The sequence below is a fragment of the Psychrobacter pulmonis genome, assembly GCF_904846465.1.
Classification (GTDB): Bacteria; Pseudomonadota; Gammaproteobacteria; order Pseudomonadales; family Moraxellaceae; genus Psychrobacter; species Psychrobacter faecalis.
Genome location: NZ_CAJHAT010000001.1, coordinates 16,240 through 33,249 on the forward strand (window position 1 = coordinate 16,240; position 17,010 = coordinate 33,249).

General features: G+C 45.9%; 12 protein-coding genes. 7 read left to right on the top strand and 5 right to left on the bottom strand.

Going from position 1 to position 17,010, the window contains the following annotated elements; translation table 11 throughout:
* Nucleotides 1-23: 23 nt before the first annotated feature.
* A complete protein-coding gene (locus JMX70_RS00080; protein WP_201588572.1) occupies nucleotides 24-395 on the top strand; it encodes an arsenate reductase in 372 nt (123 codons plus the stop codon).
* Nucleotides 396-476: 81 nt separating this feature from the next.
* Here JMX70_RS00080 and argB read toward each other — a convergent pair whose 3' ends face one another.
* The 5 genes from argB to JMX70_RS00105 all read right to left on the bottom strand — a co-directional run bounded on the left by argB (nucleotide 477) and on the right by JMX70_RS00105 (nucleotide 7,517).
* Nucleotides 477-1,388, bottom strand: a complete 912-nt coding sequence (argB, locus tag JMX70_RS00085; RefSeq protein WP_201588575.1) for an acetylglutamate kinase — start codon at nucleotides 1,386-1,388, stop codon at nucleotides 477-479.
* Nucleotides 1,389-1,494: 106 nt separating this feature from the next.
* Nucleotides 1,495-3,243 (bottom strand): phosphohexomutase domain-containing protein, encoded by a 1,749-nt coding sequence (locus JMX70_RS00090; RefSeq protein WP_201588578.1) that lies wholly within the window; start codon nucleotides 3,241-3,243, stop codon nucleotides 1,495-1,497.
* A gap of 129 nt (nucleotides 3,244-3,372) precedes the next feature.
* Nucleotides 3,373-3,837, bottom strand: a complete 465-nt coding sequence (gene dut / locus JMX70_RS00095; RefSeq protein WP_201588581.1) for a dUTP diphosphatase — start codon at nucleotides 3,835-3,837, stop codon at nucleotides 3,373-3,375.
* Between the two features lie 149 nt (nucleotides 3,838-3,986).
* Nucleotides 3,987-5,390, bottom strand: a complete 1,404-nt coding sequence (gene mgtE, locus JMX70_RS00100) for a magnesium transporter (RefSeq protein WP_191692301.1) — start codon at nucleotides 5,388-5,390, stop codon at nucleotides 3,987-3,989.
* Between the two features lie 93 nt (nucleotides 5,391-5,483).
* A complete protein-coding gene (locus tag JMX70_RS00105; protein WP_068406542.1) occupies nucleotides 5,484-7,517 on the bottom strand; it encodes a UvrD-helicase domain-containing protein in 2,034 nt (677 codons plus the stop codon).
* 943 nt (nucleotides 7,518-8,460) lie between these two features.
* Here JMX70_RS00105 and ndhC point away from each other — a divergent pair.
* From ndhC to nuoG, 6 genes are all read left to right on the top strand, one after another.
* Complete coding sequence (ndhC, locus tag JMX70_RS00110; protein ID WP_102077400.1) at nucleotides 8,461-9,072, top strand: NADH-quinone oxidoreductase subunit A; 612 nt, start codon at nucleotides 8,461-8,463, stop codon at nucleotides 9,070-9,072.
* A gap of 124 nt (nucleotides 9,073-9,196) precedes the next feature.
* Nucleotides 9,197-9,865, top strand: a complete 669-nt coding sequence (locus JMX70_RS00115) for a NuoB/complex I 20 kDa subunit family protein (RefSeq protein ID WP_068406534.1) — start codon at nucleotides 9,197-9,199, stop codon at nucleotides 9,863-9,865.
* 142 nt (nucleotides 9,866-10,007) lie between these two features.
* Entirely contained in the window at nucleotides 10,008-11,789 is a 1,782-nt protein-coding gene (nuoC, locus tag JMX70_RS00120) for an NADH-quinone oxidoreductase subunit C/D (RefSeq protein ID WP_201589604.1), read from the top strand.
* A 174-nt stretch (nucleotides 11,790-11,963) separates the two neighbouring features.
* Nucleotides 11,964-12,473: an NADH-quinone oxidoreductase subunit NuoE gene (gene nuoE, locus JMX70_RS00125; protein ID WP_068406529.1), complete on the top strand. Its 510-nt coding sequence runs from the start codon at nucleotides 11,964-11,966 to the stop codon at nucleotides 12,471-12,473.
* Nucleotides 12,470-13,894 carry an NADH-quinone oxidoreductase subunit NuoF gene (gene nuoF / locus JMX70_RS00130; RefSeq protein ID WP_201588584.1) on the top strand — a complete coding sequence of 475 codons (1,425 nt, stop codon included), beginning with the start codon at nucleotides 12,470-12,472 and terminating at the stop codon, nucleotides 13,892-13,894. Before nuoE ends, nuoF begins: the two co-directional genes overlap by 4 nt.
* 10 nt (nucleotides 13,895-13,904) lie before the next feature.
* On the top strand, nucleotides 13,905-16,991 hold the full coding sequence (nuoG, locus tag JMX70_RS00135) for an NADH-quinone oxidoreductase subunit NuoG (protein WP_201588587.1): 3,087 nt from the start codon (nucleotides 13,905-13,907) through the stop codon (nucleotides 16,989-16,991).
* The last annotated feature ends 19 nt before the right edge of the window (nucleotides 16,992-17,010 follow it).

Here is a 17,010-nt window from a genome sequence, read left to right on the forward strand (position 1 = left end):
ATGATCATTGATTTGGAGTTTCTATGACCCTCACCATTTACGGTATCAAATCTTGTAGCACCATGAAAAAAGCCTTTACCAAACTTGATGAGCTAGGCGTTAGCTACGATTTTCATGACTATAAAAAACAAGGCATTGATAAGGAAAGCGTACAGCGTTGGGTAAACGAGCTTGGTATCGATAAAGTTCTAAATAAACGCGGCACCACTTGGCGTAAGCTCACCGATGAGCAAAAACAAGCGGCCGATAGCGATGTGGATAACGCCATTGATTTGCTGATAGAAAATACCAGTATGATTAAGCGTCCGATCGTTGAAGGTCAACTGGCAGATAAAATTCAGCCGATACTGTTATGCGGTTTTGATGAAGATGAGTTTGATAAAATTTTTTCGTAAAGGAAGCTTTTTACCAAGTGCAAAAGCCCGAACTTAAATGTTAAGCTCGGGCTTTTGTATACTAAAAATTACCACAGCTCACTAGCTCATTGATGAATCTAAATCACGGCTAATCAAGGTGCCGACGCCTTCGTTGGTAAAAATCTCGAGCAGCGTGGCATGTGGCACACGACCATCAACAATAACCGCGCTTTTTACGCCGCTACGTACCGCGTCAAGCGCGCATTGAATCTTAGGAATCATACCACCTGAGATAATACCATCTTCAATAAGACCATCGACTTTCTTTGGGGTGAGTCCAGTGACCACTTCACCGTCACGGCCCAACACGCCTTTAATGTTGGTTAGGAGCATCAGCTTTTCTGCTTGCAAAAATTCTGCGACTTTACCGGCGACCAGATCGGCGTTGATATTATAAGTGTTGCCCTCAGAATCAACCCCAAGCGGCGCGATAACAGGTATAAAATCAGAGGCAATCAGCATATTGATCACATCTTTATTAACGCTGACCACATCACCGACAAAGCCTAAATCAACAGGAACTGCCACACCATCTGCGCCGATTTTTTCCATCATAAGTTTTTTAGCTAAGATTAAATTGGCGTCTTTACCCGTCAGACCAATCGCGCGCCCACCGTGCTTATTGATTAAGCTAACAATCGATTTATTGACGCTACCGCCGAGCACCATCTCAACAATATCCATCGTGCTTTTGTCGGTCACGCGCATGCCGTCGATGCGATCAGATTGACGGCCGAGCTCTTTTAACAAATTATCGACTTGTGGACCGCCGCCGTGCACGACCACAGGATGCATGCCAACCGTTTTTAATAACACGATATCACGGGCAAACGAGCTTTCAAGCGCAGGATCGGTCATGGCATTGCCGCCGTATTTGACGACGATGAGCTTATCAACAAAGCGTTGAATATAAGGCAGCGCCGTGGTTAATACTTCTGCGGTAATTTTGGCATCATCCAAATTAAGCGTCATGACAAGCTCCTAAAAGACAGGGTTAAGCGGTGAATTGATTGAGAGTTTTTGTTTCTCTTTGGCGTTCTCTAATAAAATAAATGGTAAAAAATCAGTTAAATAATACCTATTCAGCAACAATAGCCAAGATTTGCATCGCTAGCGTCTTGTTAAAGGGGAGGCATAAGGCGGCAAATCTCGTTTGAACGTCGATAAGGTCGTCGATGCTATCACCAGCAAAGCGCACGGTCAGATTTTGACTGGTATTTGATTGGCGCAATACGCCAAACCCGCGCGCAAAATCTAAGCGCACGCCATCGATACAGCTAAGCTTGGTGCCCACTGGCAATAGCGTTTGCGCCTGCTCTAAAGTAGTAGATTGGCTTTGCTGCGCGCACGTACAAAGTGACGGCGCACAGGCGACCACAGCTTGCGGGTCTAGTTGGTGTATAGACGCAGCTGATGTCGCGTGAACCAATTGCTGTAAATACTGACAAAATCTTGCCAGTTGCTGCACGATAGAGCAGTCGTTAGCTATGGTTTTTGGTAGCGGTAAATAATGGTCAGCGGTACTGACGATAACCGGTAAACCTTTAATAATATCGGCTAGGCTTTTTGTACGAGTTGACTGAGTACCTTGAGATTTTGCCAACCAATGGAGCAGTCGTAGTGCTGCATACATGGCGTCATCGTAAAGTATAAAGCGGCTATCATTAAAAATAAAATGCCCAGATAACTCACCGGCAAAGATAATTTGACCGTCAGAATCTTGCATTTGCTGGCGCATGAGGCTGCTGCCAGTTTTACTAAGCACAGGTGTTGCGCCAATTTCACTGATAAGCTTTGGCAGATGATGACAGCATTTAATATCAAACAGCACTTGCGCGCTTGTTAGCAAAGTCTTTAAGGTTTGTGGGCGCTCAATGACCGCTATTTTTGCTAATAGATAAAGCAGATGGTCAGGAGTGACGACTTTGCCCCGATTATCGACCACCATTAACCGATCGCCATCACCATCAAAGGCGATACCGATATCTGCTTGATGAAGCAGTACGCTTTGCTGTAACTGTTTAAGACGCTGCGGCTCAGTCGGGTCCGGATTGCCAGTAGGAAAATTACCGTCTGGCGTATCATTCATCATGATGATATTTTGGCAAAAATGGTCAAATAAAGGCTTGGCAATATTGCTGGTGGCGCCATGCATACAATCAATCACCACCACTAAATCAAGTTTAGAGGAGGGTAGTTGACTATCTTCTGCTTTATGGCTATTTGTCTGATTGTCATGCTGATAGATTTGCTTAAAAACTTGAGTAATAGCGTCGCTATAAGCGCTTGTGACTTGATTAGCAGGTAACTGCTGTTGTTTATAACGCACAGGCTGGTCATTGGTTTTTACAGACGAATTTTGCGAATTATAACTAGCTAGTTGTTGATATAACGTTTGAATATCGGCGCTACTAGGCGAGATATGATTGACGAGCCATTTCACTCCTAAAATATCTTTAGCAGAATGGCTGGCAGTGACAATAATGCCATGCCCCTGATATTGCTCCGCCCAAAAAATCATCATTGGCGTGGTAACAAGTCCTAGTTGGATGACTTGTAGACCATGCTGAGACAAGATATCAGCAAGTATTTGCGCCATGCTACCGCTACCGTCACGCACATCATGACCAACAACGACAATGGTTTTTTCGTTAGTGCTTTGGCTACTACTTTCGTCAATGTTTTCGCTATGAATACTTGGCTGAGCTTGATAAAGATACGCAAAAGCATTTCCCAAGGCATGAATAAAATCATCGGTAAAATGCTGGCGCGACCCACGAATATCATAAGCACGAAATAAGGAGTGCTGCGCAGCAAAAGACGGCATCGCTTACTCTCCTTATAGTCGTGATAAATGGGCTAGTGGTGAATGAAAAATCGCTGATTATTTTTATTGCTGCGCTTGATGCTAAATGAAAATCCAATGATGCTTAATGTTTAATGCTTATATTCAATGCTACTGACGACCAGAATGGCCAAAACCGCCCGCACCGCGAGCGCTAGTATCGCTAAATTCTGCCACCACTTCAAACTCCGGACGGGCGACTGGTACAACCACATATTGCGCCATACGTTCGGCAGGATTTAGCACAAAATCTTCATTGCTGCGATTCCAAATACTAACCATCAGCTCACCTTGATAATCGGCATCAATCAAGCCGACCAAATTACCCAAGACGATACCATGCTTATGACCGAGACCTGAGCGCGGTAAAATCATACCCGCAAAATTAGGGTCTTGGATATAAACGGCGAGGCCAGTGCCAATCAAATGCGTCGCCCCAGCTTTAATGGTCAACGGTTCGTCAATGCAAGCACGCAAGTCGATACCTGCGCTGCCATCGGTAGCGCGCGTCGGTAGCGAGAACGCTTTATCTTCAATGACTTTAGGGTTTAAAACTTTAACTTGTACAGCTTGCATAACGCACTCACTTAACGATGTAATGGTTGTATAAACAGAATGAATCGCATTTCTAACGGTTAGATTTTAAATGCTTAACAGCAACTATTATTATGATAAATAGCTGCTGATTGTTAACTTTTAGTTTCCAGATTTTCATGGGCGGTTGACTAAAGAATCAACACGCTCGCCAAGCCCAAAAACGACATAAAGCCGACAATATCAGTCACGGTGGTTAAGATAACCGAGGCGGACAGCGCAGGGTCGATATTCATACGTTTGAGCATCAGCGGAATACTAATGCCCGAAACGTTGGCGGCGGTCATGTTAATCGCAATGGCAAGCCCGATGACGGCGCTGATTTTAACATCATGAAACCACAATTGCGCAATAATCGCCATGATTATCGCCCATATGATACCGTTTATCGCCCCAACCCACAGCTCTTTATTTAATAACCATAGGCGATTCGACCCACCGATTTGACCCATTGCCATCCCGCGAATGACCACCGTTAGCGTTTGCGAGCCTGCAATTCCGCCCATACTGGCAACCACCGGCATCAATATCGCCAGTGCCACAACCTTTGCTAATACCGCTTCAAACTGCCCAATCACAGCGGCCGCCAATAGCGCGGTACATAAATTAATACCGAGCCAAATACTACGGCTTTTGGCACTGGTTAAAATAGGCGCAAACAGCTCTTCATCTTGGCTAACACCAGCAAGGTTTTTCATGGTGCTATCGACATCATCTTGGATAATCTCCATGATATCTTCGCCGTTTAACTGTCCGACCAGCTCGCCGTGGCTGTTAATCACTGGCGCAAAGCGGATGTCCTCTGAGCGGAAAATCGACGCCGCATCTTGAATATCTAAGCGATCATTGACAGTGATGGCACTATGAATCAAGTCGGCGACTAAGGTGCTTTGCTGGTGTTTAATCAGATCCGCCAGACTTAACAGGCCAAGCAGCTGCTGGCTTTGGTCGACGACTAATAGCTCTTGGCTTTCATCATCGAGCAAATCAGCATTCTCTCGCAGCCAGCTTTGCACTTCTGCAAGGGTGATGTCGTCCCTGACTTGAATGAGGTCAGGATCCATATAACTGCCGACTTCCCAGTCTTCATAAGTATCGAGTTTATTGACCTGCACTCGGATGTCTTCATCCAAGGTTGCCATCACCGAGGTGCGCACACTTTCGGTAACGGTGTCTAAAATCTCGGAGATATCTTGCGCATCAAGGTCTTGGGTAAACAGCGATATCTCTTTTGAAGAAACATTCTCCAACAGCGGCTGGCGGGTATCAAACTCCAGCTCAGCCAGTACTTCACCTTTGATATTTTCTGGTACTTGCGCCCAAATCAGTAAGCGATTTTGGCTCGGGAAAGACTCTAATAGGCTGGCAATCTCATATTCTGATTGCTTTTCTAAAAACTCAGTAATCGCCGCATACGCTTTTTCTGCTACCAATTCTTGCAAATATAATAACTTATATTCACCGCTTGCTTCTGCCGGATTATAGTCAGCCTGTCGGGTCAATGGTCGTTCAGGATTCGTCGTCGAGGTCGGCATAAAGGTTCCAAATTTTTAAAAGATATTCGTATAAAAATTGAGTTTACCGCTCATGTAAAGAGCGGTAAACAGGGTATCGCTTAAGTTTTAAACTTAACGATTACCTAGTAAAGCACGAATATTGGCCAAGTATTCATCAGCGACTTTTTCAGGGTCTTTGCTGGCTTTTTTCTTTTTCGCTTTGGCCGGCCAGTCGATATGATCTTCTGGCAATTCATCCAAAAAACGCGATTCAGAGGTGACGCGCATTTGCCCGCCTGCACGGCGCTGGGTCGCAAGCGTCAACGTCAGCTCACGGCGAGCGCGGGTAATACCCACGTACATTAAACGCCTTTCTTCCTCAATGGTTTCACTGAGGATAGAGTTGCGATGCGGTAGCATTTCTTCCTCAAGCCCCATGATATAGACAAAATCAAACTCCAAGCCTTTTGCCGCATGTAAGGTCATGAGGTTCACTTTATTGGTATTCTCTTCTTCTTGCTGTTGCTCGAGCATATCAAGGAGCACCAATTTGCGAATAATAGTATCAATGGTACGGTCTTCATCTTCTTCGGCGCGATTAATCAATGACTGGATACTGGTATAAAGCATGTCGATATTATCGATGCGGTTTTTTTCTTGTTGCGGCGTTTTGGCGTCGCTACGGACAAAGTCGATATAGCCGGTTTCGTCAATCATTTGACGGACGATAGGCACGGGGTCGGGGTGCTGATCGAGCTCACGGGTATAATGCTCGATAAAATCGCCAAACTCCTTCAACGTTCCATAGGCTTTTGACGGCAACACATGAGCAAGTCCAGCGTGGGTACAAGAGGCAAGTAGCGAAATGCTATGCTCTTGCGAAAATAGACCAAGCTTTTCGAGAGTTGCCGGTCCCATGCCGCGCTTGGGCGTATTGATAATACGTAAAAACGCGCTGTCGTCTTCGGGGTTTAAAATCAGACGCAGATAGCCCATGATATCTTTGATTTCGCTACGGGCAAAAAACGACTGACCGCCCGATAATTTATACGGCACTTGCAGCTGACGCAATTGCGCCTCGAGCATGCGCGCTTGAAAGTTACTACGGTAAAGAACGGCGTATTGCTCCCATTCATTACCAAAGCGCAGTTTATGGGTGACGATTTCTTTTGCCACCCGCTCTGATTCATCATCGTCATTACGGCAATTAATGATGCGGATTTTTTCGCCCTGACCTTTATCTGACCACAGTTTCTTTTCAAATAAATGCTCGTTATTGGTAATAACAGCGTTAGCAGAGGTCAAAATACGCGTGGTCGAGCGGTAATTTTGCTCAAGCATGACGATTTTTAATTTCGGGAAATCTTCTTTGAGCAATGCCATATTTTCAGGCTTGGCGCCGCGCCAGGCATAGATAGATTGGTCGTCGTCGCCCACGACGGTAAAGCGCCCTTGTGGTCCGACTAGATACTTAATCATCTCGTACTGAGCGGTATTGGTGTCTTGATATTCATCGACCAATAAATAACGAATACGGTTTTGCCATTTATCACGCAGCTCAGCGTTTTCACGTAATATTTTGGTTGGCAATACAATCAAATCATCAAAATCTACGGCATTATAAGCGCGCAAGTTACGCTCGTATAAAGCATAAAGCGTCGCAAAAATCATATCTTCTGGATCGTCCAAGGTTTCCATCGCCTTATCCGGCTCAATCAAATCATTTTTCCAATCAGAAATCATTTTTATCGCTTTGCCGACCAGCTCGCGACTTTCGGCGCCGCTTAAATTGTCACGCATCATCAGCTCCATCAGCAGACGTTTACTGTCGTCGCTGTCCATGATGGAAAAGTTGCCTTTCAATGGCGTATGAATCAGCTCGTAACGCAAAAACTGCAAGCCAAATTGGTGAAAGGTCGATACCGTCAGACCGCGAGTTTTTTCACTTGGCAGCAATTTACTGACCCGCGCTTTCATCTCACGCGCCGCTTTGTTGGTAAAGGTCACCGCGGTGATACGCTCGGCTGGCATGTTGCATTCTTCGATGAGATAAGCGATTTTACGGGTAATCACCGAGGTTTTACCGGAGCCTGCCCCAGCCAATACCAATAAAGGTCCTGAGACATAAAGCATGGCTTCTTGTTGTTTGGGATTAAGTTGACTCATAAGATGACCTGTAAGACAAAAGCAAAAAAGAAGATAAAACGAATAACGGATAGTAGCATCGTTGACGAAAGTCGTTGTTAAGCAAAATATGATAAAAGGCTGCGATGCTTGGGATACAACGATGATTTTAATCAAACGCTGATTTTATTAAGATGATAATAATAAAAATCATAACGTCAATAAGGATGGTATTTTTAATAAAGACGATATTTTCGGTAAAGTACACCCAATAATAAAGGGTAACAAAATGTGTGTTCAAATAACGCCAAAGCGTCAAAATGAGGTGGGCTATTATAAAGCAAAAATCCTGTCTTTGGGCGAGGAGTTGGCAGCGGGTTTTGAGTTAAAAAAGTGTTTGCTTTGCGCAGCTTACACTATATATAGCAGCGTCCACATAAAAATTCAGATTCGCACGTAATATAAGGTAACGTCTATAACATAGTTTATGGTAAAAAAAACATATTTTTTTTGCAGATAAAATGACCATTCAATGCAGTTAAAAACTAGCTTTTGATTGCCGATATGCGTATAGTACGTAAATAATTTATGCCAGTTGTCACGTCATTGTTGACCACGTGTATGAGCTATTAAATCAATTAAGTACGCCAATAAATACGATATTGATTTAATACGTTGATCTTACGTTGTTAAAAGATGCGTTGGGCGACCAGCCTTTTATCCGCGTGCATGCCGGAATATCTATAGTTGGTCATGTCTGACATCGTCGTCAATAAGCTTGATAATTGGTTATTACCAGCACAGTAGCTATAATAGTCATGGGTTTATCACAGTCCTTGAGTTGTTTAAATATATTTGCTCAAAAATGAGTCAATGACAGCTACTTTGTGTTTTCGTCTGCGTTATGCTTATCGCCATTACCACCATCATTTGTGAGTATTCGCGGTGCGCTTGACACTCGATTGGGTGAGGAGCACGTATTATCATGTCTGCTTTTAATTGGTCAGCAATTGCTTTTATTTTAGCCGCCATTGGGCTAGTTGTCTTTATGCTGGTCGTTCCGCGCTTGCTTGGCGGTCGCTCTCAGGGCACACAAAAAGAAGAGATATTTGAAGCGGGTGTTGTCGGAGCTGGCAATGCCCGCATTCGTTTGTCTGCAAAATTCTATTTGGTGGCGATTTTCTTTGTGATTTTCGATTTAGAAGCGCTTTATCTTTATGCGTATGCCGTTTCAGTGCGCGAAGCCGGCTGGTTAGGGTTTGCTGCCGCCGCCATCTTTATCACAATCTTAATCATCGGTCTGATATATGAGCTGAGTCTGGGCGCGATGAACTGGGCACCAGCGGATAAACGCCGTAAACAAGCGCGTCTATATGCGGCGCCAGCCGGTTTTAATTTGGCCGACATCACCAAGTTTGATGGCGTTGATGAGCTGATGGTTGACCCAACAGGCAAGATACCGGCGCAGTCTTCAGGGCAAATTAATGTCTCAAACAATATCGAGACCAATCGTCGCCATTTACAAAATATCGATCATATTAATACCACGGGTAATGTGACGTCAGTGGATTTTGCCACTGCTGCACAACAAGACTAGCTTTAAGTTCATTGCTTATAGCAGTCTTGTTTATACCTAAATGGTCATTTATTAATAATAGAAGTTATGGTGCTAGTGATGATAAATACTTGTCACGCCGCGCTTAAAATAAAGGTTGTATGTTATGAAATACACATTAACAAAAGCCAACCCTGATGCAGATATCTATCCTGCACAGACCAGTCAAACGGTCAATGACCCTATCGAAGAAGAAGTCAATAAAAACGTCTTTATGGGTCGTCTTGAAGACCTTGTCCATTCAACAGCAAACTGGGGGCGCAAGCACTCACTATGGCCATTTAACTTTGGTACCTCTTGCTGTTATGTCGAATATGCCACCACCTTAACCGCCGTACACGATTTGTCACGTTTTGGTGCCGAAGTCATTCGCGCCTCGCCCCGTCAGGCAGACGTAATGATTGTTGCTGGTACTTGCTTTGTGAAAATGGCACCGGTTATTCAGCGCCTTTATGAGCAAATGCTTGAGCCAAAATGGGTCATCTCGATGGGCGCGTGTGCCAACTCGGGCGGTATGTATGATATCTACTCAGTGGTGCAAGGCGTCGATAAAATCATTCCTGTCGATGTTTATGTGCCCGGTTGCCCACCGCGTCCAGAAGCTTTGATTCAAGGTTTGATGCTGCTGCAAGAGTCGATTACCAAAGAGCGTCGTCCGCTGGGTATTCATGTTAATGAGCAGGGCATTTATCAGCCGCAAATGACGCCTGAGCGTGACCGTAAGCAAGCGGACCGTATTGCGGTGAAAAACTTGCGTAGCCCAGACAGTATCTAGTTTATTAGCTCAATTGTTCATAATTCTTAGAAGTGCGCGTACGCTTATCACAGCTCGGTTATGATTGACATAGCTGGGTTATGATTAATGAAGGAAGACATCATTCATGGTCACGGTAGTTGAAAACATAGATCCTAATAACATGGATCCTAATAACATGGATCCTAACAACAGGGATAAGATCAAACCTGTCCCAGCAGTTATCAAAGAGCTGGAAGAAAAATATGCTGGTAAGTTTGTCGTACAGCACACGGTGGATGAGATTCCAACGGTGTGGGTGGCGCGTGCCGACTTATTAGACGTCTTATTATACCTGCGTAAATTGCCAAAACCTTACGTTATGCTCTTTGACTTATCCGCGATAGATGAGCGCTTGCGTCAGCATCGTCAAGGTTTGCCAGACAGTGATTTTACAGTGTTTTACCACTTGATGTCGCTTGAGCGTAATAGCGATGTGCGTATCAAAGTCGCCCTAAGCGAGGACGATCTCAACGTACCAAGCGCGACTAAAATTTGGCCAAATGCTAACTGGTATGAGCGTGAAGTCTGGGACATGTTCGGCATTGTCTTCAGTGGCCATCCGCATTTAACGCGTATCTTATTGCCTAAATATTGGGAAGGTCATCCACTGCGTAAAGAATATCATGCGCGCGCGACGGAATTTACCCCGTATTTCTTAAATAATGCCAAGCAACAATACGAGCAAGAAAACCTGCGTTTTGTCCCTGAAGAATGGGGCATGAAACGCTCGGGCCGTGATGAAGACTTTATGTTCTTGAACATTGGTCCTAACCATCCCTCTGCTCATGGTGCATTCCGTTTAGTGCTACAGCTTGACGGTGAAGAAGTTGTCGACTGTATTCCTGATATCGGCTATCACCATCGCGGCGCCGAAAAAATGGCTGAGCGTCAAACGTGGCATTCTTATATTCCTTATACCGACCGTATTGATTACCTCGGCGGCGTCATGAACGAGCTACCGTATATCATGTCGGTTGAAAAGCTTGCTGGGATTACGGTGCCGCCGCGCGCTGAAACCATCCGTGTGATGATGAGTGAGTTTTTCCGTATTACCAATAACTTGCTGTTTGTCGGTACCTTTATTCAGGATGCTGGCGGTATGACGCCGGTATTTTATATGTTTACCGATCGCCAAAAAGCTTATGACGTCATCGAAGCGGTGACTGGCTACCGTATGCATCCTGCTTGGTTCCGTATCGGCGGTACAGCACACGACTTACCGCGTGGTTGGCAGCGTTTGGTTCGTGAGTTCCTAGATTGGATGCCAAAACGTTTAGATGAATACGTAAAAGCAGCATTGCAAAATAGTGTGTTAAAAGGTCGTACCCAAGGCGTTGCCCAGTACAATACCAAGCAAGCATTGGCGTGGGGCGTCACTGGCGCAGGTTTGCGAGCCACAGGTTTGGATTTTGATTTACGTAAAGCGCGTCCGTATATGGGCTACGAGAACTACGATTTTGAGATTCCAGTTGGTTATAACGGCGATGCTTATGATCGCTGTATGGTAAAAATCGAAGAGATGCGCCAGTCGCTACGTATCATCCGTCAATGTATGGATAATATGCCGCAAGGTCCTTATAAGGCAGATCATCCATTGGCCGTGCCACCGCCGAAAGACCGTACCTTAAATGATATTGAGACTTTGATTAATCACTTTATCTCCGTTTCTTGGGGTCCTGTAATGCCAGCGGGTGAGTGTACGACCATCGTTGAAGCAACCAAAGGTCTAAACAGTTATTACATCACCTCAGATAAAGCGACGATGAGCTATCGTACTCGTATCCGTACGCCGACATTTGCGCATTTGCAGCAAATGCCATCGGTGATTAATGGCTCGTTGGTCTCTGATGCCATTATGTATTTGGCCTCGATTGATATTGTCATGGCCGATTGTGACCGTTAACGGTTTGGGCTGCTGCATTTATCATTAATTTTCATAAATGTTAAATGGTAGATGTTAAATATTAAAAGTACGCCAAGTTTTATTAATATGTTATCGCCAGACTGGCACACCAAAACGCTGTTGCTGCGCCAAGCGCTATATACACAGTGGGCTGAGTGAGGAAAGAAAAAGATTATGAGAATTGTTTCCGATAAAATGCCAAAAGTAGATGTGGCAAGTATCTTAACCGCAGAAGAGATTGCGGCTATCCATGAGTTTATGCATCATTATCCCCATCCGCGAGCAGCGTCTTTAGATGCCCTAAAAATCGTACAAAAGCGTAACGGCTGGGTCGATGATGCGCAAGTTAATGCCATCGCTAATATTTTAAATATCCCTGTGACCGACATGGATGGGGTGGCAACTTTTTTTAACCGTATCTATCGTCAGCCGGTCGGTCGCAATGTCATCCTTATTTGCGATTCGGTCGCTTGTTATTTAACGGGCTACGAAGCGCTGGCGGCTGAATTAAAAGCGCAGCTGGGCATCGACTATGGTCAAACCACCGCTGACAACCGCTTTACGCTATTGCCGATTTGCTGTTTGGGCAACTGTGACAAAGGTCCTTCTGTGTTAATCAATGAAGACACCTATGGTCCTGTGCAGCCCACTGAAGTCGCCCAATTGTTGGAGCTATACGCATGAGTTTAACCATTTCAGAGCAGATTGCTCGTCGCGGTCAAGGCAAAGCGCCAAGCCAATTAAATGACCAGCGCATTCCTGTTTATGGCGACAAAGCAACCGCAACTAGTGAAACCAAACCGCTTACATGGCGCCTCGCCCATCACGATGCGGTATTGGACTTAGCCACTTATGAATCGCTACGCGGTTTTGAAGCCTTAAAAATGGCTTTAAACCAATCGCCAGCCGACACTTTAAATACCATTAAAGAAGCCGTAGTCAAAGGTCGTGGCGGTGCAGGTTTCCCAGCCGGTATTAAATGGTCGCTCATGGCACCACCCGATGGTGGTCCACGCTACTTAGTCTGTAATGCCGATGAGATGGAGCCGGGCACTTTTAAAGACCGTCTCTTGATGGAGCGTCTGCCGCTACAGCTTATCGAAGGTATGCTGATTTCTGCCTACGCGATTGGTGCAACGGCCGGTTATATCTTTATTCGCGGTGAATATATCTTAGCAGCAGAGCGTCTAACGGCGGCGCTTGAAGAATTGCGTGCCAATAACTTGGTTGGCGATAATATCTTAGGCTCAGACTTTAGCTTTGATTTGCACGTTCATACCGGCGCTGGTCGTTATATTTGCGGCGAAGAAACCGCTTTGATTAACTGCCTAGAAGGTCGCCGTGCCAATCCACGTACTAAGCCGCCGTTTCCACAAGTGGCAGGTGCATGGGGACGTCCGACCGTCGTTAATAATGTTGAAACTTTGCATAACGTTTCAGCGATTATTTTGCACGGCAGTAAATGGTATCAAGACTTACCAAAAGCCAAAGGCGTGGTCGAAACCCCAGGCACCAAGCTATTTGGTTGTTCAGGTTTGGTCAATGATCCTGGTCTATGGGAGCTACCATTTGGTTATACAGCACGTGAGATTATCGAAGATTTCGCTGGCGGTATGCAAGAAGGTAAAAAGCTCAAGGCTTGGCTACCAGGCGGCGCATCAACCGACTTTTTAACCGCTGATCATTTAGATACCGTTGTCGATTTTGACACCATTCAAAAAGCTGGTAGCCGTATGGGTACGGGGCTAATTATGGTCGTCGATGAAGAACAAGACATGGTGTCATTATTGCGTAACCTTGAGATTTTCTTCCAGCGTGAGTCGTGCGGTTGGTGTACACCATGCCGTGATGGTCTACCGTGGGGCGTTAAATTGCTCACCGCTATTAACGATGGTCAAGGTCAAATTGGTGACGTTGAGAAATTAGAAGGCTTAACCCGTGACTTGTGGATCGGTAAAACCTTCTGCGCCCATGCGCCGGGTGCGATGGAGCCACTGATGAGTGCAATTAAATATTTCCGTCCTGAGTTTGATCAGAAAATTGCGCAGGCGGTTGGCGAAGATGTCATTGAGGCTGCAGCTCATCAACAGCCAGAAGTGAAATAAGGAGAGCGGCATGGCAGTCATACATATTGATGGAACCACTGTCGAAGTAGATAGCAGCGACAACTTGCTCCAAGCATGCTTGTCACTCGGCATTGATGTGCCGTATTTTTGTTATCACCCCGCCTTAGGTTCAGTCGGCTCTTGCCGTCAGTGCGCGGTCAAGCAATACCAAAATAAAGAAGATATGGAAGCAGGTCGCGGGCGCTTGGTGATGTCCTGTATGGTCGCCCCAAGCGATGATATGTACATCTCAGTGACCGACGATGAAGCCAAAGCCTTTCGTAAGTCGATGGTTGAGCTATTGATGGTCAACCACCCGCACGACTGTCCAACCTGTGAAGAGGGCGGACATTGTCATCTGCAAGACATGACTTATATGTCAGGTCATAGCCGTCGTCGCTATCGCTTTACCAAACGTACGCATCACAATCAAGAGCTTGGACCATTTATCGCTCATGAAATGAACCGCTGTATCGCTTGTTATCGCTGTGTGCGTTTTTATAAAGACTACGCGGGCGGCGAAGATTTGGGCGTCTATGGCTCAAACGAGCGCGTTTATTTTGGTCGTGATAAAGATGGTCAGTTCGAAAGCGAGTTTTCAGGTAACTTAACCGAAGTCTGCCCAACCGGTGTATTTACCGATAAAACCCACTCTGAGCGCTATAACCGTAAATGGGACATGCAATACGCGCCAAGCATTTGTCATGGCTGCTCAGCGGGCTGTAACATCTCAGCGGGCGAGCGTTATGGCGAATTGCGCCGTATCGAGAACCGTTATAACGGTGAAGTAAACCGTTACTTCTTATGTGACCGTGGTCGCTTTGGTTACGGTTATGTCAATCGCGCAGACCGCCCAACGCAGGCGCTTGAGCGTATCAATGACAAGCATGTCAAAATCAATATCGATTATGCGCTTGATGAAACCATCAAACGTATCAAAGACAAAAAAGTTATCGGTATTGGCTCACCACGTGCCAGTCTTGAGACCAACTTTGCGCTAAAAAATATGGTTGGCTTTGATAGCTTTTCAACCGGTCTAAACCATCAGCAGCAAGCACTGGTCAATAAATGTATTGAAGTATTAAGCACTGAAGGCATTTATAACCCCGGTATGGCTGATATTGAAAGTCATGATGCGGTATTGGTATTGGGTGAAGATATTACCCAAACCTCATCACGTGTGGCGCTATCGATTCGTCAAGCGGCAAAAAACGAAGCCATTAAAATGGCTGCTGCGACCAAAACCCAATCTTGGCTAGCTGAGCCCGTCAAACGTATTGGACAAGGCGTGCAAAGCCCGGTCTATATCATCGATGTTATCCAAACCAAACTAGAAGATATCAGTAAAGTTAGCGTCGTTGCGACACCAGAAGATATTACCAAACTTGGTTTTAAAGTCGCCGATGCGATTGCCAATCTTGTAGATGATTTAGCCCAGATAGCAGACGCGCAACGTGCCCAACAAGATGCTGATGAAGCGTCTGATCCAATGAAAGCGCTAGCCCAGCAAATCGCGTATGACTTAATTCAAGCTGATAAGCCGTTGGTGGTCTCGGGAACTAGTTTATCATCGATTGCTTTGATAGAAGCAGCGGCGCAAATCACCCAAGCGCTGACCCAAAAGCGTGCGGCGATTAAAGCCGCTGAGCAGCAGCAGGTCGAAGCGCATAACGCTAAGGTCGAAGCTGCTGAAGCACAAGCAGCAACGGCGCAGCAAAGCGAAGACAAAGACTTATCTGCTAAACCAAATAAACCAGAGACTGGCGTTGATACCGAAGCGCAAGACGATATCGAGCGCGAGCCGGCAACCAAGCTTGAGCTCAAAGAGGTCAATAAAAATTATCACGCGCAAGCCGGTATTTATTTAGCGGTTCCTGATGCCAATAGTATTGGCGTTTGTATGCTTGGTGGTCAATCGGTTGAAGAATTATTGGCGACCGATTTTGATGTGGTTATCGTGGCTGAAAACCAGTTAACTGATGCCATTGATGCGCATAAGCTAACTCAGTTGTTGGCGGATAAAACCGTCATCGCCCTTGACCATCAATTGCTTGATTGGCATAAAGATGTTGATATCGTTCTGCCAGCTGCAAGCTTCGCAGAAGCAGATGGTACGCTTATCTCTGCTGAAGGTCGTGCGCAGCGCTTCTTCCAAGTTTATGATAACGAATATTATCATCCAATGAGCAGTATCAAAGAAGGCTGGCGTTGGTTGCATGCCGTGCATAGCAGCTTAGAAGGTCGCGATGCCGATTGGACGCTGCTTGATGATGTCATCAATGCTCTAATCGCTACCCATCCTAAGCTTGCAGGTATTAAAGACGCCGCTCCTGACGCCGATTACCGCATGACTGGTCTAAAAATTGCCCGTCAGCCGCGCCGCTACTCAGGTCGTACCTCGATGCGTGCGCCCGTATCTGTGCATGAGCCGATGCAACCAAAAGATTTGGATACCGGCTTAACCTTCTCAATGGAAGGTTATAGCGGTAAGCAGACGCCAAGCTCGATGATTCCTTTTGCCAGTGCGGCCGGTTGGAACTCACCGCAAGCGTGGAATAAATACCAAGATAAAGTTGGTGGTAGCCTGAGAAATGGCGATCCGGGCGTCCGTTTATTTGATCGCTTAGAGCGCCTTGCTACGCGTCAATATGTCGCGCCAGAAGCTACCTCGGCAACGACGACAGATATGCAGCAAGGACAAGCCAAACTGGTGCCGGTTTATAACCTGTATGCCAGCTCGATGATGGCCTCGCGTAGCCACGTGGTTGCTGAGCAATTGCCGCTCGCTACATGGCGCGTCGGTATCGATGATGCCAAAGAATGGGGTCTTGCAGCAGGTGATTATCTGGCGATTGAGATTGATAAACAGCAAATTACCTTACCCGTTGAACTGGTTGGTTACTTAGCAGAAGGTTGTATCGGCTATCCGGTTGGGCAGGTGAGTATTATCCATCCGTCCATGCCAGCGTCAGTACGCAAAGTCGATGCGCCAGTGACGATGATGGGCAGTATGGCCACTGATAACGCTGTTACACCCAATAACAATAACCGCGCCACGCCAATAAACAGTGCGCCGACCACCACACAGGAGGTGTAATTTGCAAGTTACCCGTATT

What these genes read in the sequence shown, in the direction of transcription:
- JMX70_RS00080 (WP_201588572.1), top strand. Translation starts at nt 24, where the DNA reads ATGACCCTCACCATTTACGGTATCAAATCTTGTAGCACCATGAAAAAA.
- argB (WP_201588575.1), bottom strand. Translation starts at nt 1,388, where the DNA reads ATGACGCTTAATTTGGATGATGCCAAAATTACCGCAGAAGTATTAACC.
- JMX70_RS00090 (WP_201588578.1), bottom strand. Translation starts at nt 3,243, where the DNA reads ATGCCGTCTTTTGCTGCGCAGCACTCCTTATTTCGTGCTTATGATATT.
- dut (WP_201588581.1), bottom strand. Translation starts at nt 3,837, where the DNA reads ATGCAAGCTGTACAAGTTAAAGTTTTAAACCCTAAAGTCATTGAAGAT.
- mgtE (WP_191692301.1), bottom strand. Translation starts at nt 5,390, where the DNA reads ATGCCGACCTCGACGACGAATCCTGAACGACCATTGACCCGACAGGCT.
- JMX70_RS00105 (WP_068406542.1), bottom strand. Translation starts at nt 7,517, where the DNA reads ATGAGTCAACTTAATCCCAAACAACAAGAAGCCATGCTTTATGTCTCA.
- ndhC (WP_102077400.1), top strand. Translation starts at nt 8,461, where the DNA reads ATGTCTGCTTTTAATTGGTCAGCAATTGCTTTTATTTTAGCCGCCATT.
- JMX70_RS00115 (WP_068406534.1), top strand. Translation starts at nt 9,197, where the DNA reads ATGAAATACACATTAACAAAAGCCAACCCTGATGCAGATATCTATCCT.
- nuoC (WP_201589604.1), top strand. Translation starts at nt 10,008, where the DNA reads ATGGATCCTAATAACATGGATCCTAACAACAGGGATAAGATCAAACCT.
- nuoE (WP_068406529.1), top strand. Translation starts at nt 11,964, where the DNA reads ATGAGAATTGTTTCCGATAAAATGCCAAAAGTAGATGTGGCAAGTATC.
- nuoF (WP_201588584.1), top strand. Translation starts at nt 12,470, where the DNA reads ATGAGTTTAACCATTTCAGAGCAGATTGCTCGTCGCGGTCAAGGCAAA.
- nuoG (WP_201588587.1), top strand. Translation starts at nt 13,905, where the DNA reads ATGGCAGTCATACATATTGATGGAACCACTGTCGAAGTAGATAGCAGC.